Origin of the sequence: Xanthomarina arctica, assembly GCF_014638915.1 — a bacterium.
Lineage (GTDB): Bacteria > Bacteroidota > Bacteroidia > Flavobacteriales > Flavobacteriaceae > Xanthomarina > Xanthomarina arctica.
The window spans coordinates 329,886-353,500 of sequence record NZ_BMFQ01000003.1; the positions used below are offsets into that span (position 1 = coordinate 329,886).

General features: G+C 33.0%; 22 protein-coding genes. 2 read left to right on the top strand and 20 right to left on the bottom strand.

Annotated features, from left to right (window positions below; translation table 11 throughout):
- Positions 1-77: 77 nt before the first annotated feature.
- The 7 genes from IEV77_RS12695 to IEV77_RS12725 form a co-directional block, all read right to left on the bottom strand.
- The gene (locus tag IEV77_RS12695) at positions 78-1,091 is read right to left on the bottom strand and encodes a glycosyltransferase family A protein (protein WP_188465413.1); all 1,014 of its coding nucleotides are present in this window, start codon (positions 1,089-1,091) and stop codon (positions 78-80) included.
- A 2-nt stretch (positions 1,092-1,093) separates the two neighbouring features.
- Positions 1,094-2,479 carry an asparagine synthase-related protein gene (locus tag IEV77_RS12700; RefSeq protein ID WP_188465415.1) on the bottom strand — a complete coding sequence of 462 codons (1,386 nt, stop codon included), beginning with the start codon at positions 2,477-2,479 and terminating at the stop codon, positions 1,094-1,096.
- Between the two features lie 55 nt (positions 2,480-2,534).
- Positions 2,535-3,446, bottom strand: coding sequence for a hypothetical protein (locus IEV77_RS12705; protein ID WP_188465417.1), 912 nt, complete (start codon positions 3,444-3,446; stop codon positions 2,535-2,537).
- A gap of 158 nt (positions 3,447-3,604) precedes the next feature.
- On the bottom strand, positions 3,605-4,705 hold the full coding sequence (locus tag IEV77_RS12710; protein WP_229736669.1) for a glycosyltransferase family 2 protein: 1,101 nt from the start codon (positions 4,703-4,705) through the stop codon (positions 3,605-3,607).
- Entirely contained in the window at positions 4,695-5,669 is a 975-nt protein-coding gene (locus tag IEV77_RS12715; RefSeq protein ID WP_188465420.1) for a glycosyltransferase family 2 protein, read from the bottom strand. Before IEV77_RS12715 ends, IEV77_RS12710 begins: the two co-directional genes overlap by 11 nt.
- A 3-nt stretch (positions 5,670-5,672) precedes the next feature.
- Positions 5,673-6,641: a sulfotransferase gene (locus IEV77_RS12720; protein ID WP_188465421.1), complete on the bottom strand. Its 969-nt coding sequence runs from the start codon at positions 6,639-6,641 to the stop codon at positions 5,673-5,675.
- A gap of 214 nt (positions 6,642-6,855) precedes the next feature.
- Positions 6,856-7,080 (bottom strand): hypothetical protein, encoded by a 225-nt coding sequence (locus IEV77_RS12725; RefSeq protein WP_188465423.1) that lies wholly within the window; start codon positions 7,078-7,080, stop codon positions 6,856-6,858.
- A gap of 1,095 nt (positions 7,081-8,175) precedes the next feature.
- Here IEV77_RS12725 and IEV77_RS12730 point away from each other — a divergent pair.
- Positions 8,176-8,925: a hypothetical protein gene (locus tag IEV77_RS12730; protein WP_188465425.1), complete on the top strand. Its 750-nt coding sequence runs from the start codon at positions 8,176-8,178 to the stop codon at positions 8,923-8,925.
- Between the two features lie 103 nt (positions 8,926-9,028).
- Here the strand turns inward: IEV77_RS12730 and IEV77_RS12735 are convergent, their stop codons facing one another.
- The 12 genes from IEV77_RS12735 to IEV77_RS12790 all read right to left on the bottom strand — a co-directional run bounded on the left by IEV77_RS12735 (position 9,029) and on the right by IEV77_RS12790 (position 20,682).
- The gene (locus IEV77_RS12735; protein WP_188465427.1) at positions 9,029-9,943 is read right to left on the bottom strand and encodes a glycosyltransferase family 2 protein; all 915 of its coding nucleotides are present in this window, start codon (positions 9,941-9,943) and stop codon (positions 9,029-9,031) included.
- Positions 9,936-10,820 carry a glycosyltransferase family 2 protein gene (locus IEV77_RS12740; RefSeq protein ID WP_188465429.1) on the bottom strand — a complete coding sequence of 295 codons (885 nt, stop codon included), beginning with the start codon at positions 10,818-10,820 and terminating at the stop codon, positions 9,936-9,938. The genes IEV77_RS12735 and IEV77_RS12740 overlap by 8 nt, the downstream gene beginning before the upstream one ends.
- Before the next feature lie 43 nt (positions 10,821-10,863).
- Complete coding sequence (locus IEV77_RS12745) at positions 10,864-11,658, bottom strand: glycosyltransferase family 2 protein (protein WP_188465431.1); 795 nt, start codon at positions 11,656-11,658, stop codon at positions 10,864-10,866.
- 23 nt (positions 11,659-11,681) lie between these two features.
- Positions 11,682-12,392: a methyltransferase domain-containing protein gene (locus IEV77_RS12750; protein ID WP_188465433.1), complete on the bottom strand. Its 711-nt coding sequence runs from the start codon at positions 12,390-12,392 to the stop codon at positions 11,682-11,684.
- Positions 12,393-12,513: 121 nt separating this feature from the next.
- On the bottom strand, positions 12,514-13,404 hold the full coding sequence (locus IEV77_RS12755; RefSeq protein ID WP_188465435.1) for a glycosyltransferase family 2 protein: 891 nt from the start codon (positions 13,402-13,404) through the stop codon (positions 12,514-12,516).
- Positions 13,388-14,266, bottom strand: coding sequence for a sulfotransferase family protein (locus IEV77_RS12760; protein ID WP_188465437.1), 879 nt, complete (start codon positions 14,264-14,266; stop codon positions 13,388-13,390). Before IEV77_RS12760 ends, IEV77_RS12755 begins: the two co-directional genes overlap by 17 nt.
- A complete protein-coding gene (locus tag IEV77_RS12765; RefSeq protein WP_188465439.1) occupies positions 14,263-15,333 on the bottom strand; it encodes a DegT/DnrJ/EryC1/StrS family aminotransferase in 1,071 nt (356 codons plus the stop codon). The genes IEV77_RS12760 and IEV77_RS12765 overlap by 4 nt, the downstream gene beginning before the upstream one ends.
- A complete protein-coding gene (locus IEV77_RS12770) occupies positions 15,330-16,472 on the bottom strand; it encodes an FkbM family methyltransferase (RefSeq protein WP_188465440.1) in 1,143 nt (380 codons plus the stop codon). Before IEV77_RS12770 ends, IEV77_RS12765 begins: the two co-directional genes overlap by 4 nt.
- 15 nt (positions 16,473-16,487) lie before the next feature.
- The gene (locus tag IEV77_RS12775; RefSeq protein ID WP_229736670.1) at positions 16,488-17,723 is read right to left on the bottom strand and encodes an ABC transporter ATP-binding protein; all 1,236 of its coding nucleotides are present in this window, start codon (positions 17,721-17,723) and stop codon (positions 16,488-16,490) included.
- 45 nt (positions 17,724-17,768) lie between these two features.
- A complete protein-coding gene (locus tag IEV77_RS12780; protein ID WP_188465442.1) occupies positions 17,769-18,614 on the bottom strand; it encodes an ABC transporter permease in 846 nt (281 codons plus the stop codon).
- Positions 18,615-18,953: 339 nt separating this feature from the next.
- Positions 18,954-19,592 carry a hypothetical protein gene (locus tag IEV77_RS12785; RefSeq protein ID WP_188465444.1) on the bottom strand — a complete coding sequence of 213 codons (639 nt, stop codon included), beginning with the start codon at positions 19,590-19,592 and terminating at the stop codon, positions 18,954-18,956.
- Positions 19,593-20,304: 712 nt separating this feature from the next.
- Complete coding sequence (locus IEV77_RS12790) at positions 20,305-20,682, bottom strand: hypothetical protein (protein ID WP_188465446.1); 378 nt, start codon at positions 20,680-20,682, stop codon at positions 20,305-20,307.
- A 517-nt stretch (positions 20,683-21,199) separates the two neighbouring features.
- Between IEV77_RS12790 and IEV77_RS12795 the strand changes: the two genes are divergently transcribed.
- A complete protein-coding gene (locus IEV77_RS12795; protein ID WP_188465448.1) occupies positions 21,200-21,949 on the top strand; it encodes a hypothetical protein in 750 nt (249 codons plus the stop codon).
- Positions 21,950-22,610: 661 nt separating this feature from the next.
- On the opposite strand, the gene IEV77_RS12800 is transcribed toward IEV77_RS12795, so the two are convergent.
- Positions 22,611-23,609 (bottom strand): SDR family oxidoreductase, encoded by a 999-nt coding sequence (locus IEV77_RS12800; RefSeq protein ID WP_188465450.1) that lies wholly within the window; start codon positions 23,607-23,609, stop codon positions 22,611-22,613.
- Positions 23,610-23,615 lie beyond the last annotated feature (6 nt).

Here is a 23,615-nt window from a genome sequence, read left to right on the forward strand (position 1 = left end):
ATAAATACTCTTATTTTTAAATTAACTAAGAAACAGTTCCAAGTCCGCCATCGCAAGATAATAATTATATTTTAGGCTTATTTTAAAACATACTTCATATAGTACTTTAAAATGTAATAACCATAAAATTTATACAAATTCATCCAACCTGTTAGCATAATCAAACTAATAAAGGGTTTTAACACCCATGGGATTCTCAAGGGTTTTATATCTTTTACAAGTTTGTTTTTCAGCTGTTTCCTATGGGTATAACCTTTAGTTAAAGCTAGCATTTTTGGAATATATCCATAAACTCGAAGCAACACCTTCTTTTTAAATGCTAATGGTACCTGATGTGTTAGCAAATAAGGAAGGTGTTCATGTATCAAGGGCTCCCAATAGGTAAACTCTTTCGCCGTTATTTTATTTTGAGTCGACACCGTTGAATCTTGATGCCTATAATACAATAACACCTTTTTATCTAAATGGCCTATGCTACATTCCATACCTAACTTGACGTGAAAAGCAGCGTCTTCTCCTAACATTAATTTAGGATTAAAACGTCCTGTTTTATCAAAAACGAATGCTCTATGTAAAAAACAACCGGTGTTGGATAATTTGCCATAATGCATCCACCGAATGCCCCAATAATATGGTTCATTTACCGTAAGCACATTGGTATCTATCAGGTTTATTTTTGCATCCTTGAGTCTGAAGTTAGATTTTACCATATTACCATGAACACTATCTAGGTCTTTATTTTTTAATAGCACCGCCAATAAAGCATTTAAAGCATTCTCGAATAATTGATCGTCCACATCAAAAAAATAAATAAAGTCTCCTTTAGCATGTTTTAAACCGGTATTCCTTGCAGAAGCCGCCCCTTGAACAGACTCTTTATATAGAGAAACACGAGAGTCATTTTTAAGAATATCGTTAATAATTCCCACCGAATTATCAACTGAATTATTATCAATAAAAAGAATTTCAAAGTCTGGAACCTGCTGCTTAATTATAACCCGATAAGCCTCCTTAATAAATAAAGCCCCATTATAAATGGGAATAATTATACTTATTAAATGCGACTTATTTAAACTAGTGTTATATGGCATGCTTAAAGGTTCCTTTTTTTATTCCAAAGAGACAAAGTCAATAACATACTCACAGGATGTGAATAAAAAATAGGGTCCGTTGTTTTAAATTGGGTATAAAGTTTATCAATTACCTCTTTGTCAACAAACTCTAAAAAATCAGGTTGATATATATAACCCCTTAACTTTTCATCATTTGCTGTGCCTAAAAATTGCAATTCCCAATTGCGTTGAATGTACTTTTTTCCCAACAAGCTTTGGGTTTCATTTTTTAATTTATTAGCTATGCGATAGGGTAAATTGTAAGGCATCTTATTTCTATGGTAGGTATTTAAATTAAAAGGCATGTGATCTTGCCATGGAATAGCAGCCACTTTTGGATTTCTTTTCTTGATGTACGCAATTTGCAGTTTTCTATCGGCTAAATACGCTTCAGGGATTTCGCAAATAAATTGACACATCCGGTCGTCATAATAAGGCACGTTAACAGGATGGGCGGCCTGAAAAAAGCTTAGGCTTACAGAGGTCCAACGAGGTGCCCAATACAAACTTTTAAAAGCCCTAATTTTTGCACTCTTATTGGTAATCTCAATTTGATCTAATAAGGTTTGAATGCGTGCCTTCAAATAACTTTCAAAATCACCTTCTAAGGCCCAAGAGTTCCACAGGGCATTCGCTAATTCTAGCCCTCCTTTTTTAATCACTTTTTTATAAATGAGGTCTAATTCTGTTAGGCCTTCATCTTTAGCAGCGATACCTCTATCAAATAACACATCTCCCCAATGTCCTAAAGAAAATTCACCGTTCATGGCTTTAAATTGATCTAAAACAGCCATTTGTCTAGGGTGTGTGAATTCCGAATAGCACTGGTTGATATTCGCTGCCTCATCCAAAACATCCCATAAATAATTTGGAGGAATTAAATACCCATCGAAATCAAACCCACAGGCTTCGGCTATTTGTTTACTGATGTGATGTTCCTTAAAACCTCCTGCAAAAGAATAGGAATAACTCTGTACGTCCGCTTTTAAATACCTTAATGCCACTGCCTGGCTCCTACTATCCAAACCCCCTGATAAGGGTAGCAAAACCCTGTTGTTTCCAGTTTGCTCCTTTACAATATCTTCAAATAAATCGGTAAACTCGTCCAAAGCAGTAGTAAAAGAGATATCTCTAGGAGTATGGTGCCATTTAAAATAGGATTTTTCACTTTTTATAACCCCATTAGGATCTAATTGATAACTTGTTCCAGGCTGCAAGACTTTCTGGTCTAAATAATAACTATCCCCTTCCAAAAAAAAACCAGTAGCTGCAAAAATACAAATGGCTTCATAATTTGGTTTATGAGACGCTTCTACTTTAGCAAAAGTTTGTGTTATAGGAATAATGGGCGTTGTTATGGCTTTCATATTTCAATAGTAAGGAAACTCATGTTTATATTTTAATAGCAAATAGCTTGCTATATTATTCAAAAGACGCCTCCGTGATACCAAAGTAATCGAAAATTTCAATAATTTGTCTATCATTATCAGCTTCAAATACGTTATTTGAGAATAAACTTTCCTTTTGAGAATCAGGTATTTCAATTAATGGGTTATAATAATAATTGGTAAATACCACTGGGATATTATTTGCAATTTGTCCCGCTTTTAGCCAAATATCATCATTTCTACAATCGGTCTTTTTAATCCCTTCAAGATCAAAAAATGATTTTTTAAAAAAACTTGGCTGGTATAACACACCTCCTACACCCGTAGAAAAAATGTACTTTGATGGTTCAGCATCCTTAACCTTATTAATTTTCCATTCTCTATAAGGCACATAGCTATCTCCATCCTTTTTCATATAGCGAACCCGATTAGCAACCACACTATTGGGGTACCTTTTATGAGTCTCTAATAATACTTTTAGTAAGTCTTTAGGATAAATTACATCATCATCTACTGTAACAATTAAATTCTCTGGGTATTTTTGAAAAGCAAAATAGTATTTTTTATGGGCCTTTATGTCTTCACAAAATTCAATATCTAGGCCCAGTGGTCTTAATTCTAACAATGAGATTGGCAAAGATTCTACGCCATCTGGAAATTGCTCAATTCCCAACCATAATACTATTTTATTAGGTCTTACAGTTTGATTTAAGATGCTTTTTATTACCAGATAAACAATATCTATTCTAGCCGGAAAAGACGTTAAACTTACTATTACATTGCTATCACTATCTGTTCCTAACGCTTCTTTTGATCTGTTTTTATAATATCTTACCAGAGCTACTTTTAAGTATTTATAGAGTTGCCAAACTAGCCATCTCTTTAGCTTATTTTCTTTTCCAGCAGGTTTCTTGGTTAAAAAATAGTGATATAAAAAATGAATCATGTGTTAGTTAGTTTTAAACGACTCTAAAATATTAGGTTAATAAAAACACTTAGGTGTAAATATAGGATTAATTCTTAACCCATTCGAAACATCATTTTAAAAGAAAACATTCAAAATGTGTAACGAATAATTATTCAATTATCTGCTTTTTTTTTCCATTAGGTAATATTTACACGTAATTCTAAGCTATTGGATTCTAAATCCACTTTCAAGTGAAAATCAAAACCTTGATATAATAAAAACTTCAACAACAAATCATTGACCTCTTTTAGAGAATATTCCCCCTTGGCTTTTAAATCTCGATTTCTAATAGTCCAAATGCGATAAAGCACCGATTTAAAATTAACATTTCTTTCAGGTACAAACTGAACAAATTTAAAAGCCCAAGCCCCTTTAGTTAACCGATTAAGTTCAAAAAACAAAAAAAAGTCTACCTCTGTTTTATAAGACGTTACCGTTTTAGAAATAGGCGTATTAATAAGATTGTTATAATATTCTTTTTCAACAACTTCACCCCAACCCTTATTATTGACTTTAATTAGCCTTTTCTCACTATTAAATTTACGTTTTTTATCATTATGAAATCGAACTTGATCAAAGGTTAAGTCCTCACTTAATAACTTGTTTTTTAATTCTTTAAAAGGTTTATGGTATTGATGAAAGACTAAAATATCTTCTGAATAAAAATCTTTTGACACGCCATTCAATACCAACCTGTCTATAACATCTTCATCCTCGGATCCCCAACAATTAAAAAATTCATCAAACCCATTAATAGACATTAATGCCGGTTTAGGGTACAAACTAATCCCTTTAGCTCTCTGATTGCTTACACTTTCCGGTTTAAATTCATGATTAGCAAAAGTTTCTTTCTCTGATAAATAGCCAACCTTAAAAAAAGTAACTTTACTTTTATCAGATAATGTAGTTAACATTCCATTAAATGAAGGATGAAAAATCATATCTATATCAGCCGATAATATAAAATCAGTTTCGGCTAGTTTAATCCCAATATTGATAGCTTTAGACCTATTCCAAGGTTTCCCTTCGCTCGAGGTATAAATATAGGTTACAAAAGGATAAGCTTCTAAAAAGGATGCAACTTGATTAGAAATCTCAATTTCAGAACCATAGTCTATAAAAAGAACTTCAAAATTTTTATTTTCTTGAGCCACCAAAGAGTCCAATGACCTTTTAATTCGGTCAATATCTCTATTTCTATATGGATAAATATATGTAATCAATGGGTTAAAAATCAAGTTTTAAATATGAATACCCCTTTTTGAAACTGAGGTATAAAAATGCACCTCTAATTATATTTAGCACTAATTTTACTTGGGTTATATAGGACAATTTTATATCTGGAATATGTTTCACTATTGAAGGAAAAACAATAAATACTTTTTTTAAAGATCTCGTAAAAACAGTCTGTCTAAAAATTTCAAACATATGTGTAAAGACAATTCTTTTAGTAGTTAAGTCCATTCTATCTCCAAATTTATTAAAAAGTTCATTCTTAACATATAAATTAGATTTCAATTTTTTTACATTATTTACAATAGAATTTGACATGTTTTCACCATGACAACCCACTTTCACTAAAGGTATATCCGTAAAACTATAGTTTTCTGAAATAGCAAGCACTCTAATATGGAAATCATAGTCCTGAGATTGTGTTAAACCTTCATTAAATTTGAGATGATGCTTTTCAAGAAAAGACCTTTTCCATAAGGGCGCTTGTGTTAACCAAAATATTGTAAAAGCAACAAAATCTTGAAAGATATCGTCAGACTTGAGTTTTTTTGCCCTTAACCCCAATTCTTCGCCACTACTAACGTCATACATCATAGATTGACAAATAGTATAATCAAAAGTTGTTTGATGTAAAAGCCCCATTTGAATCTCGAGTTTTTTGGGTAACATGAGGTCATCACTATCAAACCAATTGATATATTTTCCTTTACTTTGCTCAAAGCCATAATTCCGTGACGCATTCCCCCCTCGCAAACGATCTTTGGGCCTATGATGGTATTGAAATCTAACATCCTTTAAGCTATATTTTTTAATAAGTTCTGCTGTATTATCTGTACTCCCATCATCCACCACAAGACACTCCCAATTTTGGTAAGTTTGGGCCAATACAGAATCCAAGGTTTCACCAATTAAATGGGCACGGTTAAAGGTTGGTATAATGATACTAATCAATGGCTCTTTAAAATCCATAGGTTACTTTATAGGGTAGCTATTAAAAGCAGAATACACTTTAAGTTCAAAATAATCAAAAATAGCTTGAATATTTAACAACTCATCATTATTAAAGTTTTTAAAAACTGACTCTAATTGTTCTTGAGGTTTCGACTTTAATTGATTATCAAAATTTGAAGCACTAGCTTTTCTAAATTCTATTTTTTTTAACAACTCTGATAATAAATTAATATTTAATCCTTTTAATACAGCCTTAAATGTTTTCTCTGGGTCTAAAACCAAGTCTTCGTAAAAGACAACCATCCATTTATTATTATTTTTATGGTTTAAAATATTCACATTATTAATGCACCAAACAGCTATTTCAACCTCTAATTTAGTTTTTAAATTATTCAAATAATTTTGATGTTTTAAGAAGCGTTGGTTGTTAATGCAATCTGGAATAATAAAATTACCTTCATTTTTTAGAGATAAGATATTTTGAGAGGTCATTTTATCAAATGTCTTCAATCTGGAAACACAAGTAGTTATGGGATGCCTTAGCAACAAAATTGGACGATATTTCAAGTTTGGAAACGTATTCACTACCCACGGAAGCAACTGATTCCCTCTTACAAATTTAGTCAATACATATTTTGAATATCTAATATCTTTAAATTTTAAAAATTGAGTTGTCCAAGAATTGCATGTTTGAAATCTAAATATTCGTTTAAATAGTTTTTTATATTTAATCTTGGTGTTGTTTAAAGGCAAGCAAGGCCTCCACCCAAATTTATAATTTTCTGGAACTACCCCTTTTTCCAAATGTAAAGGTTCCCAATTAACAATAACTCCTGGTACATTTTGAAACAACTCCATTAACCATGTACTCCCAGATCTCGCCTCGCTAAAAATTAAAAGAGACTCATCCAATTTATACCTTTTTAGCCTTAAAAGTACTTGAATGATATTTTGTTTACTTTTATTCTTTATTTTTTTAAAAAATTGCATAAATAATGTTTATTAGAACAAAGCCCTAAGATACAAAGTACAATGATAATCACTAATAAAAACAATAAAAAGTAGTTGAGATCATGTTAGGAATCTCTTAGAAATAATTAGAAATAAAAGGAAGATAAAATAAGAAAGAAATTGACAGAAGTCAAAAACTTAAGAGAATTTAGGAGAAGCGTTTAGCCATATTAAAACCTAAAAAAAAAGGTATTTATTTAGTAGAAGTCTTGTCACTGGCTAGATCTATACCATTAAGCATATTAAAAATCTCCTCATAAGGTAAACACTCAAAATCACAAAACTCGCGAATGGTAACAGACTGATGCTTTTTCTTACCATAAGCGTCTTTAATAGTACGCAACAATTTTTGTGCGGTACTAGGTTTCTTTCCTAAAATAATTCCAATCTCGGAACTGTTGATGCATAATTTTCTCATAATTATGTAAAATATTATTTTGACTAAATGTTGCTGTGGCCCTACAATTTTTCATAATGTGTTTCATTTTGATTTTCTTTAATTCGGTTTAAAGTAAAGTTAATAAATTATCGTTTAAAGTCAATTAAATCCGATTAAAAGTTATTAACAATAAATGTCCTACAACTCAAATTTTAAGAAACATTCTAAAATCATACTTTTTAAGACTTTCACAATTAAAGCAGTAGCCCCATAAGGCAGGAATAAAACCACTTATTAACAAGGCAAAGAAATCAGATATTATAATTTGAATATCAAAAAAGCTAAAACACACATAATATGTAGGTCATCTCATTTTTAGCACCTAAAAGCACCTGCTATTTTATATCGTCAAGACTCCGTAGTAACTCCGTAGTGAATCCGTAGTGACTCCGTGTAAAGAAATCTTCAAAAGAATACTCCTATCAAAATCTATTTGCTACCTGCTACCTTTCTAATGTTTTCTATAAAATGGGACGTCTCCATCCATTACTAATTCATCCTACCGAAGCATTCTGGTTTTTAGTTACCACTTAACCACAGGAACTTAACGAAAAGGCATCCTTCAAAACCCAAGTATCATAACCACATCTCACGATTCACCATTCACTTCTCACCATTCACGTCTCAAATCTTACCATTCACCTTTTTGCCCACAGGCAAGCAAATCACCACTAACACTCACGCCTCACGACTCACCATCACGTCTCACGTCTCACTACTCACCACTAACGACTAACGACTCACGACTCACGCCTCACATTTAATATCCTCAAAACCACATAAAACGCATAAACAATCATTTTAAGCATAAACATTCAAAACAATCATTTGAAACAAAAACACTAAAAACAAAAACTTCCAGCTATTTAACCCAATAACATCTAAAACGCTAAAAACGAGAATGGTCTTTTTAAATCTCTCATAACTTTGACTTTAAGTTGTTAGATCAACTGTAACCATTGGAGTTTTTAGGCAGGAGCTCATGCTTAAGAACAACTTTTAAAACAGGTGGATAGCAAAAAAAATAAGTTCAATCTGTATGCCTAAAAAAAAGCATACATAAATTTTAAAGTTATGGCAAAGTATAAAAGCCTATTTAAAGTAAGAGGTTCCATCGACGATGTGAGCTTTTTCAAAACAGAAGACGGATATAGCATCCGTTCTAAATCAAGTTTAGACAAAGATCGTGTTAAAAACGATCCTGCCTTCCAACGAACTCGTGAAAACAACATGGAGTTTGGAAACAGTGCCTCCAGTGGGAAAGCGCTCCGACATGCCTGCCTAGATTTGGTATCTAATGCCAAAGACAGGAAATTGGCGTCACGCCTAACCCAAGTTATGACTCAGGTTAAAAATGAAGACCTGACATCTGTAAGAGGGCAACGCACCCCAGCAGTGGGCATTTTAACCCCTCTGGGAAGATTACCTCTTAAAGGATTCAACTTCAATAGAAGATCTGTCCTGTCCGAGGTTTTGTTAACAGATTTTAGTCTGGATATCGTTACAGGAACCGTTGTAATTAACAGCTTTGTTCCTAACCAGAAATTGCGTGTTCCAGAAGGTGCCACCCATGTAGAATTTAGTGCAGGGTTCCTAAATCTGGACTTGGCAACGGGAGTCAAGGACTTCCAATTAAGCAACATAGAAAACATCCCTATTAATGGTACTGCCATTGTAGTAACCTTAATTCCTGCAGCCCCTGCTGCCGGTACTGGGCAAAGTTTCTATCTGCTTAAAGTAGCTTACTTTCAAGAAATAAACGGCTTGCAATACCCTCTTAAAAATGGGGTGTATAATGCACTTCAAATTATTGAAGTATTGTAAGGGTTTGTTTTAGAAACAAGAAAAACGGGCGCTACGGTGCCCGTTTTTTATTTAATTACAATTCGTGATGCTTACTGTTTTTTTTTAAGCTCTAACAAAGAAACTATAAATAGTGAATCCCTTCAGTTTTATTTACAGCACGACTCTTTGCCACTTTATCTTTCATTTCTAACAAAATAGATAATTCTTTTTTATAGGCTAAAACACGCTCAACCTTCATTCTAAGTTGTAACATTAATATGGTTTTGCGCAGTTTTGCTAATTGAAAATCTATTTTATTCTCACTGTTAATATTGCCATTAACTACTTTATAAGTTTTTTCAATGTTCTTATAATAAGCCTCACTAGAAAATGAAGATTTAGCTAATTTACGAGCCTCCCTATCATGAATGACATAAACCTCTGGTAAAACACCTATTTTGATACCGTGGTAAATAGCACGCTGACAATAATTATCATCTTCTCCATAATGAAAAAACAAAGGATCAAAACCCCCTATGGTCTCCAAACATTTTCGGGAAAGTAACCAAGCGGCCGCATTTACAAAAGGCACCTCATACACTTCTGCTAAAGTACTACCAAGTACAAAATCTGAATAAAACTGCCCCGTTTTTTCCTTTAACATAAAATTAGAAAAGTTCTTATCTAATTTTTTCCTATCTCCAGTAATATGCACAGGACTCAACACACCATACTCCGGATTATCTATTTGAAAATTGACTAATCTATCCAAAACAGTATCTACCAAATAAGCATCCTGATTCAACAAAAACACCTGCTCTGCTCCTTGCTCTAAAGCAAATTTAATCCCTAAATTATTAGCTTGGCCAAAGCCTAAATTTTTATCTTGCTTAAATAAAGTGATATCTGGGTAATTGGATGCTATAAAGGAAACTGTCTCATCTGTTGATGCATTATCCACTACCACCACGGAATAAGCTTTACAACTTTCCAAGCATTTAGAAAGCCATTGCATCCCATTGTAAGTCACAATAATGATATAAACATTCCTAGCCATTAAATTTTGATTTTAATATGAATAAATCATTAACCCACTTATACTCTTTTCTTAATAATCTTATTTTAGTTTTGTTATTTAAATACCAGAAATATTCTTTTAATAGAATTTTATCATATGTCTCATAATCATTTGTACCGCTATGTCTATTAACATTGGTAGCCTGATTAGAATGTAACCTAAACTTTACTAAGGGCTCATTTATAATGGCTATTTCTTGAGTTTTTAGAAGACGATAACAGAATTCATAATCTAAAATTTGCTTTAAATCTTCTCTGTAATACCCCAATTTTTCTAAAGTAATTTTTTTAAACATGACAACACAAGGCTCTCCTATTTTATTTAATGGTGATTGCAGAAACTCCTTAGATCGAAATAATGTATGATTAATAATTTGGATATCATTTACAGTTTTAAATTTAAGCCCTTTTTGTAGATTACTATATTTTTCAATCCATTTCTTTATCCGATCACTTAAAAAGTCCATATCAACAATAAACTCACGCTTAGAAGCTACCATACCTAATTTAGGATTGTTCTCCATGACTTCAATCATAGAACTTATACAGTTAGGCATTAATACATCGTCTTGAAATAAAAATTTAATATACTCACCACTAGCTTTCTTAATAGAATGATTCCAATTTGCTCCAATACCATTTGGGTGATGAGGGTAAACTTTAATTGGTATAGATGTTTGCGACTTAAAACCTTCAATAATTTTTAAGGTATCATCTTTAGAAGCATCATCTGAAACAATAATTTCTATATTTAAATAATCTTGATCAATGGCTGATTGCATTGCTTCTGCTATAAATTTAGCCCCATTATAGGTTGGAATACAGATAGAAACTAATGGTAAATTACTTTTTGTCATATTTTGGAATTCATAAAATAAATCTTATTAATTATAAAAATTATCATTTAAAAATCCTTTTCATTTTATTAATAATTACCTTTTCTATTGAAACTGAAAGTTGTTTTTTTAAGCGAGTATTCTCATTAAATAAATTTGGGTAAGCTTTTAAATATAATTCATAATGTTTGCGTTTTATGAAATTTATATTTTTCTCCAACATTTCTTTATCAAATGACTTAATCATTGAATTATTAGATACTCTATAATCAAATGTAACCTCTTTCAAATAATGAAACCTATACTCCGTCTTCATTACACTTAACCAAAAATCCCAATCTTCATGACCTTGGTGTGGCAAATCTTCTTCATAACCGCCAATACTATCAAAAAGTGATTTTCTTACTACCGCACATGCATCTATATAATTACTCCTCAATATTTTGTATTCGTCAAAAGCTCCTACATTCCAAAGCCCATCTTTTTCTCCAAAATACATTGAATTTCCATAGACGACACCTACTTCTTTTTGAGCATCCATAATGGCAACAGCCTCTTTCGCAAATTCTGGACGCACTTTGTTGTCTGAATCTAGAGGTAAAATATATGATCCTGTTGCTTTTTCTATTCCAAAATTTCTAGCGCTACCAAGACCTCCATTATTTTTCTTATAGTATTTAAACCTTTCATCTTTTTTTGTCCAATTTAAAGCAATGGTTTCTAAATTATCCGGAGAACCATCATTAACTATTATAGCTTCCCAATCATTATAGTTTTGATTAAGAACTGAATACAAAGTCGCTTCTAGTGTCGCTTCTGAGTTAAAACAAGGTATTATTATAGATAAAATAGAATTCATAAGTATTACAGATAATTTTAAATTTATTTGGTTACGAAACCATATAATCCTGAATATAATTGTCCATTTTCAAAAGATATTTTTTTGTTGTCTTTTCTAACAAGCAACTTAATTACAAAATTCACAAATGGCTTTACAAACTTTCGTTTAGATGTAGAAATTTTTTCATAGCGCAAAGCAAATGATAAGGCAAAATAATAATTAAACCCTCCAAGTGGTTTAATATCCCAGCTAGTATACGCTGTGTTCTTAAAATGCATCTCTAATGCATAAGGTGTAAATCTATGATAGTCGTAAGGCACTTCATGTAATGGCCAAACACTTGGCACTGTAAAAAAAAGTATGCCTCCAGGTTTTAAAACTCTATTTATTTCTGTTAAAATTGAAGAAGTATCAAAATAATGTTCTAAAAATTCAGTTGCTAATACAAAATCAACTGATGCATCACCTAGTGGGATCGTTTTACCGTCCCAGTAATAATCTGGTTTTACCGAATTATGATATTCAGTAGGTTCAAGATCAACTCCTATATACTTATTAATTTTATCATTCATTAAAAAATTTTTGTAAGGCAAAATTCCACAAGCGAGGTCTAGTACATCTCCATGTAGAAATGGCTTTACTTCTTTAACAGCTTCTAGTAATGATTTTCTAATTAAATAAAATGAAAGAGGTAATTTTTCTTTATTTAAATTTATGAACAAATCATTTATTGTGTTTTTAACTTTTATCATAAATTATTTCACTTTTATAAAATAAAAAATTGTCGCTATTTATTTTCAATTGGCAATAATCCGATTAACTGGATTTAAAGTCAGCTTCAAGCTATAATTTTAAAATTATAACCAGGAACAATTATACTGAATTTAAGTTAGTTTTTTTACTTAGGTAAAAATAATATACTTTTTGTAACCCAGGCATTTTTGGAAACTTCAGTTTAGCTATATTGAATAGTACTGTTTTCTTTTTAATTTTAACAATTTCTTTTTCTTCCAAGGTCAAATGAGGCAAAATTATTTGGTAAAAATTCAGAAAATTATTTTCTATTTTAATTTTACTTAATCCCGTCCACAAACCATTACTATGCATGCGATATACACTCATAATGTCATCCAAACATTTTATTTTTTTGTTGTTTGAAACTAGTTGATATAAACCTAAATCTCCAAAAGGCAGTTCCATAAACCACTTTGGAATTATAAAATTAGCAGGTTTTCTAAAAACAACACTTGCAGTAAGGATAAAATTATAATTTTCAAGTATATCTTTAAACAAATATTCTCCAATATTCGATATTCCCGGTATTGGATGCAACTCTAATGGAGATTCATTTTTTAACAAATTTGCTCTATGAAAACAAATATGAAAGTCTTCATTTGCTTCCAAAAAATCAACCTGCTTTTGTAATTTTAAAGGGTCTGTCCAGTAGTCATCGCCATCCAATAACGCAATATACTTCCCTTGGCAATGATTGATAATATCTACAAAATTTTGAAGACGTCCGTTTTTTTCTCTCTCAATACTATAAGAATCCCCTTTTTCACGTTTTAAAAGGTTAAATGAAATATTAGTATTTGTGTTTTCTTTAATTATTTTCTCAATAACCTCTAATGAATTGTCTGTAGAAAAATCATCTCCAATAACTACTTCAAACGGAAAATTTGTTTTTTGATCAATAATACCTTTTAATGCTTGCTCTAAAAAAAGTGCATGATTATAACATTGCAGTCTAACGCTTAATTTCATAGTCGAAAAGATTTAGGGCTTCATTTGCTATTTCATTAAACTGATTAATTTCTCTAGCAGTTAATTTCTTTTTATAAATGCCAATATCTTTATTATCTATAGGAAGTAATGTTTTTTGTTTCCATGCAACTGTTTCTAGAGGCTCAATTTGTTTTAGCTGATTATTTTTATAAAAATTAAGCATCTCAGGCTCAAATTCTAAATTGAATTTATCCAGAATTAGTGACAGAAATTTTTTAGGGTTGTTAAGAATATCCTCATACCTGACAACCAAGTACTGACTGTTGTTTTTATAATACTTATATATATTTAAATTATTTGATTCCCACTCTGCCGCAATATCTGATATTCCTGTTGGTAAATCTGGTCTGTATTTGTAACTACTTTCAATATTTTTTATCTCTCTATAAGAGCAAACTGTATCACGTCCATCTCTTACTATATGTATTATAAAGTTATTACTTGAAAGCTCATTTAATTCATCAAGATGTTTAATATAATAATTATTTTTATCGCCCAATACTTGAGGCTCTTTATCGTGTAAACTGGCATAACTTAAATAAACACAAGTTGCTAATTCGTTATAGTTTTGAGGTCTCTCCTCCTCTATTACATTATTAATAACTTCACTCGGTAATAACCAAGTTTCAAATTTTTTGGAATTTTGTACGTCGTTAATAAACAAGCCAATATCGGTCGGGTTTAAATTCGAGTTATTCCATAACCTATATTTTGAAGCCAACCAAAGATAAAAACCACACTCTGGTGGCACACTGATTAAAGAATGACTATTAAGAATTAATCTTAATAAACTGGAACCAGATCTTGGATTTCCTAAAATATAGAATTGTTTATGCCTCATATATTACTTTTTATAATATCTACAATAATTTTTATATCCATTTTCTTAAGACCTACATATAAAGGCAAGCATAAGACACGTTTGCTTATAGCTTCAGAAATTGGCATTACTTTATCTCCAACATAGTCTAAAGTATTTAAAGAAGGGTAAAAATAGCGTCTAGGAAAAATAGACTTTACATTTAATGCTTTAACCACTTTCAATAATTGATTCTCTGTTTTGAATATGACAGGATAATAGCAATAATTCCAACTTGTATGTTTTCTAATTTTAAGCAATTGTAAATCCTCGTCTTCAAAGGCATCATTATAAACTGTTGCTACTTTTTCACGCTCTTCGCTTATCAAATCCATATAAGGAAAAACAGCTAGACCCATGGCAGCTTGTGGTTCGCTCATCTTTCCATTAACCCCTAATCCTTTAAAAACATCAGGGCCATCATGACCGAAGTTATGATGTAAATACATTGTTCTCTCAAATTCTGGTTTACAGATTAATGCACCTCCTTCACCAGTATGAAACAATTTAGTAGCATGAAAACTACAAGTACTCACATCTCCATAATTAAAAAGAGATTGCCCTTTGTAGGTAACCCCAAAACAATGTGCGGCATCATAGATTACTTTTAAATTGTGTTTTTTTGCAATGGCTTCAATAGCTTCTACATGACAAGGGTTTCCAAAGACATGGGTAGCCAAAATAGCAGACGTATTTGGGGTAATAGCAGTTTCTATTTTAGTTTCGTCTATGGTTAAATATTCTGGATGAATATCTACAAATACAGGTGTGCAACCTTCCCATACAATACTAGACGTGGTAGCAACATAACTAAAAGGAGTAGTAATAATTTCGCCTTTTAATCCTAAAGCTTTTATAGCTATCTGCAATGGCAAGGTACCATTAGTCATAGCGATCAAATTAGAAACTCCTAAATATGTTTTTAATGTGTCTTCTAGTTCTTGTACCAAAACGCCACGATTAGTCATCCAGTTTGTATCCCAAGCGCGTTTTAAAATGGCTTGATACTCGTCTTGAGTGGGTAAAAATGTTTTGGTGACGTTTATCATTTATTTTCTTTTGGTTTTGCAAAACAAATGGTTTCCTCAGCATGAATAGTATAGTGTCCAATAAATATTTCATAATCTAAATTCAAACTTAATATCCAATTTGATATTGTTGCTAAATCATGAATACTGTGATATATGGCTATGGCTAATTTTGGCCTAAACTTTTTAATAGTTTCCAAAGCTCCTTCCAAAGCCATAGGCTCTGCGCCTTCAATATCCATTTTAATGAAATCTATTTTCTCAATTTTTCGGGTTTTAACAAAATCATCAACGGTAACCGTTGTTGCTGTTCCAGTCTGATCTTCAAAGGGTTCAAATTCAACCCTACTAGCTGGCCCATTATCCTTAAAGTAAATTAGATCTCCAGAATTATTAGAAATTGGATTAGGAATTAATTTTATATTTGCTAATAAATTAGGATTAAATTCTGTATTTAATTTGAACAACTTTAAATTTTCAGGAATAAACTCAAAAGAATACACTTGTCCTTTGACACCTACTTTGTGAGCGAAATATAAAGCTGTATCTCCCCAGCAACCACCGATATCTAAGACTGTATCTCCCGGTTCTGCCTCTACGACAACTTTGTCCTCTATTTTATACGCATATTGCTCAATTAAAAAATCTACTGCAACTCTTGATTCAGAAAAATAAAACTTTATGTCGTAACCTACCGGATTTAAATTAAACTTGTATAACATGAAATGCATGAAATTTGGATCATACACATCTTTGTAATTTACCAAGGTTTTTGAAGTCTCAATAGATTGCCAATAATTTTCATTATTTCTTGGGAGTTTCACTTTTTTAAAACCTAAAACCCTAAATGCAAGCAAACTAACTAATAAATCCTGATCTAAAACACTTATATTGTTCCAAGTGTTTTCAAATTCTTTTAAATATGGAGCCACTAAATTAGATCCTTTATTTAAATATTGTTTATATTCTGGATGGTAATTAATTGCTGTTTTTATACCTTTTTTAAGCTCCTTTATAAATACTTCTTTTCGTGAGGAATTAGTTTCATGAATTTTCAAATTATATTCCCCAAATCGATATACATCATAATTATCTATACCATAGTTATTTGATAACGATTGAATTATTTTTTTATCTAAAGCTTTTTGAAATGAAGTCATTGCTATTTTATATATTTACTTAATTCTATTAATTACTTCTGAATCCAATAAAAAAGGCGTCCACATTTGTTTTTCATGATCAATTTTCAATGTAATTGCTTTATGTATTTTATAATTTACATTGAAAGCCGCTTTTTCAGAAGCATTAAAGGTAATGTGATAGATTCCTTTTGATAAATAGATGTTTTTTAAAACAAAAGAAAAACTAATTTCTTCATCTATTACTATTTTATTTAATTGTTGTCCTTCAGGATAAATCTCCGCAACTGCTCTTTGCTCTTTATCATAAACAGCCAACGATATATAAGGTGCTTTAGTTAAACTGAAATTTTTGATATTAAAATTTAACACAACGGTTTCTCCCCATTTAACTGAGTACACATTATTTATAGGAGTAACACCTTTAACAGAGGCATCAATAAGCTCTAAACTATTATCTGTATAGACAACATTAGAATCTTCACTTGTTAAAAATGTATTATAATAATAATCGATTCCTCTAGATACATCCTCACCTTGAAACTTATTTTCTCCTCTTTCCATCAAAATAACTTGATTGCAAATTCGAGATACCATAGGCATATTATGAGATACAAAAATCACTGCCGTATGAGGTAAAATGGTATCTATGGTTTTAAAGCATTTTAAAATAAAACCTAAATCCCCCACAGCCAATACCTCATCAATAATTAAAACATCTGGTTCCATTTGTGCGGCTACGGCAAAACCTAAGCGCACTTTCATACCCGAACTGTAATGTTGCACCGGCATGTCTATAAACTCTTCTAGCTCTGCAAAGGCAATAATTTCTTCTAGTTTACTATCTATTTCTTTACGGCTAAAGCCCAAAATAGCGCCATTGTTATAAATATTTTCTCGACCGCTAAGTATGGGATTAAAACCTGCTCCCAATTCTATAAGAGCTCCAACTCGGCCTTTAATCGTTACTTTCCCTGCATCTGGATTGATTAAACCATTCAATATTTTTAATAAGGTGGATTTCCCTGCGCCATTATGGCCAATTAAACCCAAGCATTCCCCACGACGAAGCTCAAAATTAATATCTTTTACTGCCCAAAACTCTTTGGGGCGTAATTCCCGTTCCTCACTAGATCCACGAACACCACTTACTAAATCTTTTACCCCATACCACAGACTAGTCTTTAGCTCTTTGCAAAACTTTTTGCTTAGACCTTCTACCTTAACAAGGATCTCTTGGGTGTTGGATGTCATTTTATTTTTGTCAGACATTTATTTTATTAGTCTTTTCTCTATTCTCTTTTTTATTTTCTCTAATTAAGCACTCAAACGCTCCACTATAATTGGAATAGACAAGCGATAAATAATTAAACCTAAAAACAAGAGCGGGATGCATCCCATTAAAACTATGGCAAAATAAGTTAGATGGACCGGTGTAAAACCTACTACCAAATCTCTAGCTGTTAACACAATAGGGGTTATCGGATTCCAAAGCATTAATGTTTTCATAATCCCTTCTTTTGGAATGGCGTAAACCACCGGAGTTACATACATTAAAAACTGCATGCCGAAAGTAATAATTTTACCAATATCATTATATAAAAGTCCCATTGGGGTTAAAAATAAGCCTACTGTTGTGCCAAAAATAATAGCTCCTAATATGGCAATCGGAAATAGCAGCAAACTCCAATGAAAGCCTACGCCATATATAAAAACAAACAGAATTAAAAGGAAAATTTTAATGGCACTATCAAACAATAACTTATACACACCTGAAAGTAACAAGGCTTCTTTAGGGAAATTAATTTTAGTTAGAATCCCTTTTGCAGCTTGTGTACCTTGCATGGGCGAATTGATGGCTGCCACAATAATGGACCAAATAAGAGTACCTGAAAAGGCATACACTGGATATGGAATTCCGGTATCCGACAAGTTAATAGTACCAGAGCTATTTAAAAAAATCCATACCGCAGCTGTAGCTATAGGTGTTATAAAAGCCCAGATAATCCCCAAATAAGATTGTCGGTACATGGCTTTGATATCACGCTCTGCCAATTGTCTGGCTAAAAAACGAGAGTGGTACATATCCTTCAAACTCGCTTTTAAAAGCGCTCCAAATTTTATAGTACGTTCTTTTTGATAAACTCGAGTCTCTAAAGCCATGATTGGTTACTAGTATTCAGGATGATAATCCGTCTTTTTTGGTTGGCGCTAATATAGGGATTGAGGCGTTAAGAATGAAAAATTATTTTGAAAAAAGGTGTTTGGGTTTTTGACGGAAGATGGATGACGGGAGAAGGAAATAACAAATAATTTTCGGGAAGGGTCTTCGACAGGCTCAGACTGACATAGGTATTGTTACACTGAGCTAAGCCTGCCCAGAGCGTAGCCGAAGGGTCGAAGTGCAGTCCTGAGCGACAACCACAGACAAAACACCATATCCCATCCAACAATCTAGCAACCCAACAATCCAACAATCCAACAATCTAAACATCCAACAATCTAAACATCAAAACCTTCACCCTCCAAATACATTGGTAAAAAGTCTAGAGTAAACCACTCGTCATCTGGCTCTAAGGTGTCCATATAATACCCAGCGCCAATGGCTTTACTTACTACTAGCTCGCCTAATAAATCTAACAGAATAAAATGGATGTAAATTAATAGCTTCTCTTCATCCATAGGCGGATTGATATTGGGAAAACTTGTAAGGTGAAAGATTAAATCACAGGGATCATGATCGGCTTCTCTATGCATAGGAATCCATCTCAAGTCGCTTGGTTTTATGGGGAATTCTTCAAATTCATAGGGATCATCCTTGCCCTTAGTGATAGCCTTAATACTCAGTTGAGCTTGTAAAATTTTTTTCACCTTCCATTTAGGGATTTTAGGCGCTACGCTTGCCAGCTGCGACACAAATAGCATGGCATCTTTGCTCCCATTAGCCGTAAGTGTTAAAATAGCTTTCTTGTCCTTTTTTGGAAAGGCAATCACATAGGTAAGGTCTGGGTGATAGTCCTGTAATCTGTCGTCAAGCTCTTGATAGTAAAAAGCTTGCTCCTCTAGTGTAAAATCTCTTAAGTAGTAAATGGCTTCGTGGTATTCTAGAAACCAATCCCAAAAATCTTTTAGTTGTGCCATAGATGTTAGTTTTTGGTTGCCTGCCTGTCGTTAGACAGGTTGGTTGCCTGTCGCTAGACAGGTTAGTAAAAAAACTAAACTCGTTAGTTACCATTCCATATAATATATCTAAAATAAGAAAAATAGGGATACGATTTTTAGGATTGTGGGATGGATGGAAAAAAAAGTAGTGATGTTGTTGCACAGAGCTTGATGTCACACTGAGCTAAGTTTGTGCTGAGTTGAGCTTGTGCTGAGCTTGACGAAGGGTCAAAGGTTCAAAAGGTCGAAGTGCCTTTCAAAATTATGAAGTGGGAATAAACTTAACTTATTTCTCATTCTTTTGTCTTGATACAAAAGAACCAAAAGATCAAAACTGTTTTAAGGAAATCACTGCGTGACGTTCGCTTTTTCCTTAAGGTTATTTTGGATTGTCTATCCTATAATGTTAATAACCCCCTTGCCTAGGTATCTCTTACTTTATTTTGTAGCTCACTATTTCTGAAAACAGCTGGGACAACTATAAAATGATGTTATTTTTTATTTAAAATATGTCACACTGAGCTAAGCATGTGCTGAGCTTGTCGAAGCATCGAAGTGCAGTCCTGAGCTAAGCCTGCCCTGAGCTTGTCGAAATGCTGTCACACTGAGCTTGTCGAAGTGCAGTCCTGAGCTTGTCGAAGGGTCGAAGCATCGAAGCATCGAAATGCAATCCTAACAAACATTCTTAAATTTAAGCTATCAAAGTCGCGTTTTCAAGATCCTCTATGTCACGACGCGCTTTCAAATCTTTAGCCGTCATAAAAGGATCAAAATCCTTATGATGCAAATAACTCATATCGCCAGATTCTAAAACTTGTTTTTGAAAATCATAATGTAATTCATCTTCCTGAAGGGCAACTTTATTAAAAAGATTGCTGTTTATATACATAAATACCACATGAATAGGAAGGTGAAAACAAATACAAAAATCAAAAACACTAACAACCTGTTGTTTTCCTAATTTTCTTTCTTCTCTAATGTAGGCCATCATGTTTCTTGCCGAACGCATACACAAGCCAGTCATCTGACTAATATCTGTAGAACTTAAAAATAATTTTTTCTTTACCATGATATTAAAATTTAGGGTTTAATGGATTAATAATTAATTGATTGAAAGATATACAATAATAAATATATTCACTTTTAAAAGCATATTAATTCGATGAAATACACTTTTTATGTAAGTTAAAAATTACAGAATTATTCTGAATGTAAGAATAATAGTCGATTTTGTAAGTGTTATACAAATAATGTCGCTCCCTAATTAAAAATAGCTTCCAAATGGTTCATGTATAGCTCATGTATGGCTCATGTATAGCTAATGTATGAGGAGTGTATGAAAACGAAATATCGAAATACGTTTTTAAACAGGTCTGAAAAAGAAATTTAGTACCTAAACGGAAAAGTTGGTTTCCTATGTACCTAAACGGAAATCTGGAAAAATACAATCGAAAAGCTGCAATACATTTACCTCATCAGACAATCATTCGCTAGCATCCAAACAACACTTAGGCGCCCGTGAAGCAAGGAGATCAAAATGATAACCTGATATAACTGAATGTATAATTTTTTAATACCATAATATAATGGCAAAATTAAAAAGCTTAATCAAGATCGAAGGAACCCTAGACGATCTTACCTTTTATAAGGGCAAAGACGGGTATTTAGTAAAAACGAAAAGTGGAGTAAGTGCCAATCGTATTAAAAACGATCCAGCATTTGCAAGAACTCGTGAAAATGGTACGGAGTTTGGACATAGCGCAACTAGTGGTAAAACATTAAGACGTGCTATTGTAAACTTACTATCTGATGTCAAAGATGGGAGAGTCACCTCTCGCTTAACAAAGTCCATGACTTTAGTTAAAAACCAAGATTTGACGTCGCTTCGTGGGCAACGGCAAGTCCCAATCGGTTTGGCAAACATTCAAGGTCGTGCCTTATTAAAAGGCTTCGAGTTTAATAACAATGCGCTTCTAAGTGCGGTATTGTTATCCGATTTCGAATTGGATCCATTAACGGGAGAAATCACGATTGCCGATTTCACTCCAAATCAAAATTTAGGAATTCCAGGCGGAGCAACACATGTCAGCTTCACATCAGGATTTCTGGATTTAGACTTTGTTACTGGCGATAAGGACTTACAATTAAGTCCCGTTCAAAATATGATAATTAATGGAACATCATCCAATATCATATTAACGCCAGTTGGAGCACCTGTAGGAACTGGAAATCAATTTTTCTTTTTAAAAGTGGCTTTTTTCCAAGAAGTCAACACGGTGCAATATCCATTAAACAATGGAGCCTACAACGCACTTCAATTAATTGAAGTCTTATAACCCTTAGGGTGTAGTAGTATTTAAAGCGAACATGAAAGTGTTCGCTTTTTTTGTTAGCATTGTTCTTAAATTTTTGTACCTAATAAGCAAACCCTCCGTCTAGACTTCCTCACGTCAGTCTATCCACCTCCCTTCATCTGAAGGGCGGAGCCTGGCTTGGTTATTTTTATACTATGTATTTATATTTTTCCTAGCCTCTAATTTCAAGTTATTTAAAAAGAATAGTATTATAATAATTTCACAAATCTCAATAAAATAACTACACGGCTCCCCTCTTCAGATGAAGAGGGGTGGACAGACGAAGTCTGGACGGGGAGTTTGAATTGAATTAAAGGGGAATGAATTTACCGGAGTGCAACGGAGGTGAAGAACGGGAAGTTTGTGGAATATCATTACAACGAGTCTATTTTAGCACCTCTTTAATGAGATTGCCAGGTCCTTCGTTCTGGTAATGCGCTTAGATAAAGTAAGGTGTTCATCTCTTTAATATAATCCTCCAACCCCCGCCTGACGGCAGGCAGGTTCCAAAAGATTACTCACGCGTTATTATTTTCAAAATTGGATTTCGTGAATGCTTTGCATTTGCCACAGTCGTACCTCCATCGCAATGACACTTCGACAAGCTCAGTGCAGGCTTTTAATTATTATAATAATCCCAAGTTTACCCCTGCGCAGGCAAAGATCTTTCAAACCATTTCCAGGTTACTGCCAAACCTTCTGCAACCGTATACTCCGGAGCATAGCCTAACAAACGTTCAGCTTTAGAAATATCTGCTAAAGAATCTCTAACATCGCCTTGACGGTCTGGGCCGTAAATGGCTTTGATATCTAGCTGGGCAGCTTGGTTTAGGGAATCCCATAAATAATTGACTGAAATACGTTCGCCACAAGCCACATTAAAAACTTCGTTAGCTGCCGCTTTTGGAGCAAAAAAGCCACGTACATTGGCTTGCACCGCATTGGCTACAAAGGTAAAATCGCGCGTTTGAAAGCCGTCTCCATTAATGGTAGGCGACTCTTTATCTTTAAGAGCTTGCATGAATAAAGGAATCACCGCTGCATAAGCCCCATTCGGACTTTGTTTTGGTCCGAAGACATTGAAATAACGCAACCCTACAACATCTGTGTCATAGGTTTTTCCGAAAACATCGGCATATAATTCATTTACATATTTGGTAACCGCATAAGGGGATAAGGGTTTTCCAATAGTCTCTTCTATTTTCGGTAAGGAAGGACTATCGCCATAAGTAGAACTGGAAGCTGCATACACCATCCGTTTTACGGTATCACTATCTTTTAAGGCAATCATCATGTTTAAAAACCCAGAAATATTCACGGCATTGGTGGTTGCTGGATCGTTTATAGAACGAGGCACCGAACCTAAAGCCGCTTGATGAGAGACGTAATCAATCCCTTCCATAGCTTGTTTGCAGGTTGCTAACTCTCTAATATCGCCTTCCAATAATTCAAAAGCTGGATGATCCATGAATTCCTTTATGTTTTCTCTGTATCCGTTAGAGAAATCGTCTAGGACTCTTACTTTTTTTGCACCGTATTTTAATAGGTATGCAACTAGGTTAGAGCCTATAAAGCCTGCGCCACCAGTTACTAGAAAACTTAGGGTTGATAAATCTTTCTTATGATATGGATTGATATACATGATGTT

Coding starts and splice junctions, on each gene's coding strand:
- IEV77_RS12695 (WP_188465413.1), bottom strand. CDS start 1,091: ATGCCATATAACACTAGTTTAAATAAGTCGCATTTAATAAGTATAATT.
- IEV77_RS12700 (WP_188465415.1), bottom strand. CDS start 2,479: ATGAAAGCCATAACAACGCCCATTATTCCTATAACACAAACTTTTGCT.
- IEV77_RS12705 (WP_188465417.1), bottom strand. CDS start 3,446: ATGATTCATTTTTTATATCACTATTTTTTAACCAAGAAACCTGCTGGA.
- IEV77_RS12715 (WP_188465420.1), bottom strand. CDS start 5,669: ATGGATTTTAAAGAGCCATTGATTAGTATCATTATACCAACCTTTAAC.
- IEV77_RS12720 (WP_188465421.1), bottom strand. CDS start 6,641: ATGCAATTTTTTAAAAAAATAAAGAATAAAAGTAAACAAAATATCATT.
- IEV77_RS12725 (WP_188465423.1), bottom strand. CDS start 7,080: ATGAGAAAATTATGCATCAACAGTTCCGAGATTGGAATTATTTTAGGA.
- IEV77_RS12730 (WP_188465425.1), top strand. CDS start 8,176: ATGGCAAAGTATAAAAGCCTATTTAAAGTAAGAGGTTCCATCGACGAT.
- IEV77_RS12735 (WP_188465427.1), bottom strand. CDS start 9,943: ATGGCTAGGAATGTTTATATCATTATTGTGACTTACAATGGGATGCAA.
- IEV77_RS12740 (WP_188465429.1), bottom strand. CDS start 10,820: ATGACAAAAAGTAATTTACCATTAGTTTCTATCTGTATTCCAACCTAT.
- IEV77_RS12745 (WP_188465431.1), bottom strand. CDS start 11,658: ATGAATTCTATTTTATCTATAATAATACCTTGTTTTAACTCAGAAGCG.
- IEV77_RS12750 (WP_188465433.1), bottom strand. CDS start 12,392: ATGATAAAAGTTAAAAACACAATAAATGATTTGTTCATAAATTTAAAT.
- IEV77_RS12755 (WP_188465435.1), bottom strand. CDS start 13,404: ATGAAATTAAGCGTTAGACTGCAATGTTATAATCATGCACTTTTTTTA.
- IEV77_RS12760 (WP_188465437.1), bottom strand. CDS start 14,266: ATGAGGCATAAACAATTCTATATTTTAGGAAATCCAAGATCTGGTTCC.
- IEV77_RS12765 (WP_188465439.1), bottom strand. CDS start 15,333: ATGATAAACGTCACCAAAACATTTTTACCCACTCAAGACGAGTATCAA.
- IEV77_RS12770 (WP_188465440.1), bottom strand. CDS start 16,472: ATGACTTCATTTCAAAAAGCTTTAGATAAAAAAATAATTCAATCGTTA.
- IEV77_RS12775 (WP_229736670.1), bottom strand. CDS start 17,723: ATGTCTGACAAAAATAAAATGACATCCAACACCCAAGAGATCCTTGTT.
- IEV77_RS12780 (WP_188465442.1), bottom strand. CDS start 18,614: ATGGCTTTAGAGACTCGAGTTTATCAAAAAGAACGTACTATAAAATTT.
- IEV77_RS12785 (WP_188465444.1), bottom strand. CDS start 19,592: ATGGCACAACTAAAAGATTTTTGGGATTGGTTTCTAGAATACCACGAA.
- IEV77_RS12790 (WP_188465446.1), bottom strand. CDS start 20,682: ATGGTAAAGAAAAAATTATTTTTAAGTTCTACAGATATTAGTCAGATG.
- IEV77_RS12795 (WP_188465448.1), top strand. CDS start 21,200: ATGGCAAAATTAAAAAGCTTAATCAAGATCGAAGGAACCCTAGACGAT.
- IEV77_RS12800 (WP_188465450.1), bottom strand. CDS start 23,609: ATGTATATCAATCCATATCATAAGAAAGATTTATCAACCCTAAGTTTT.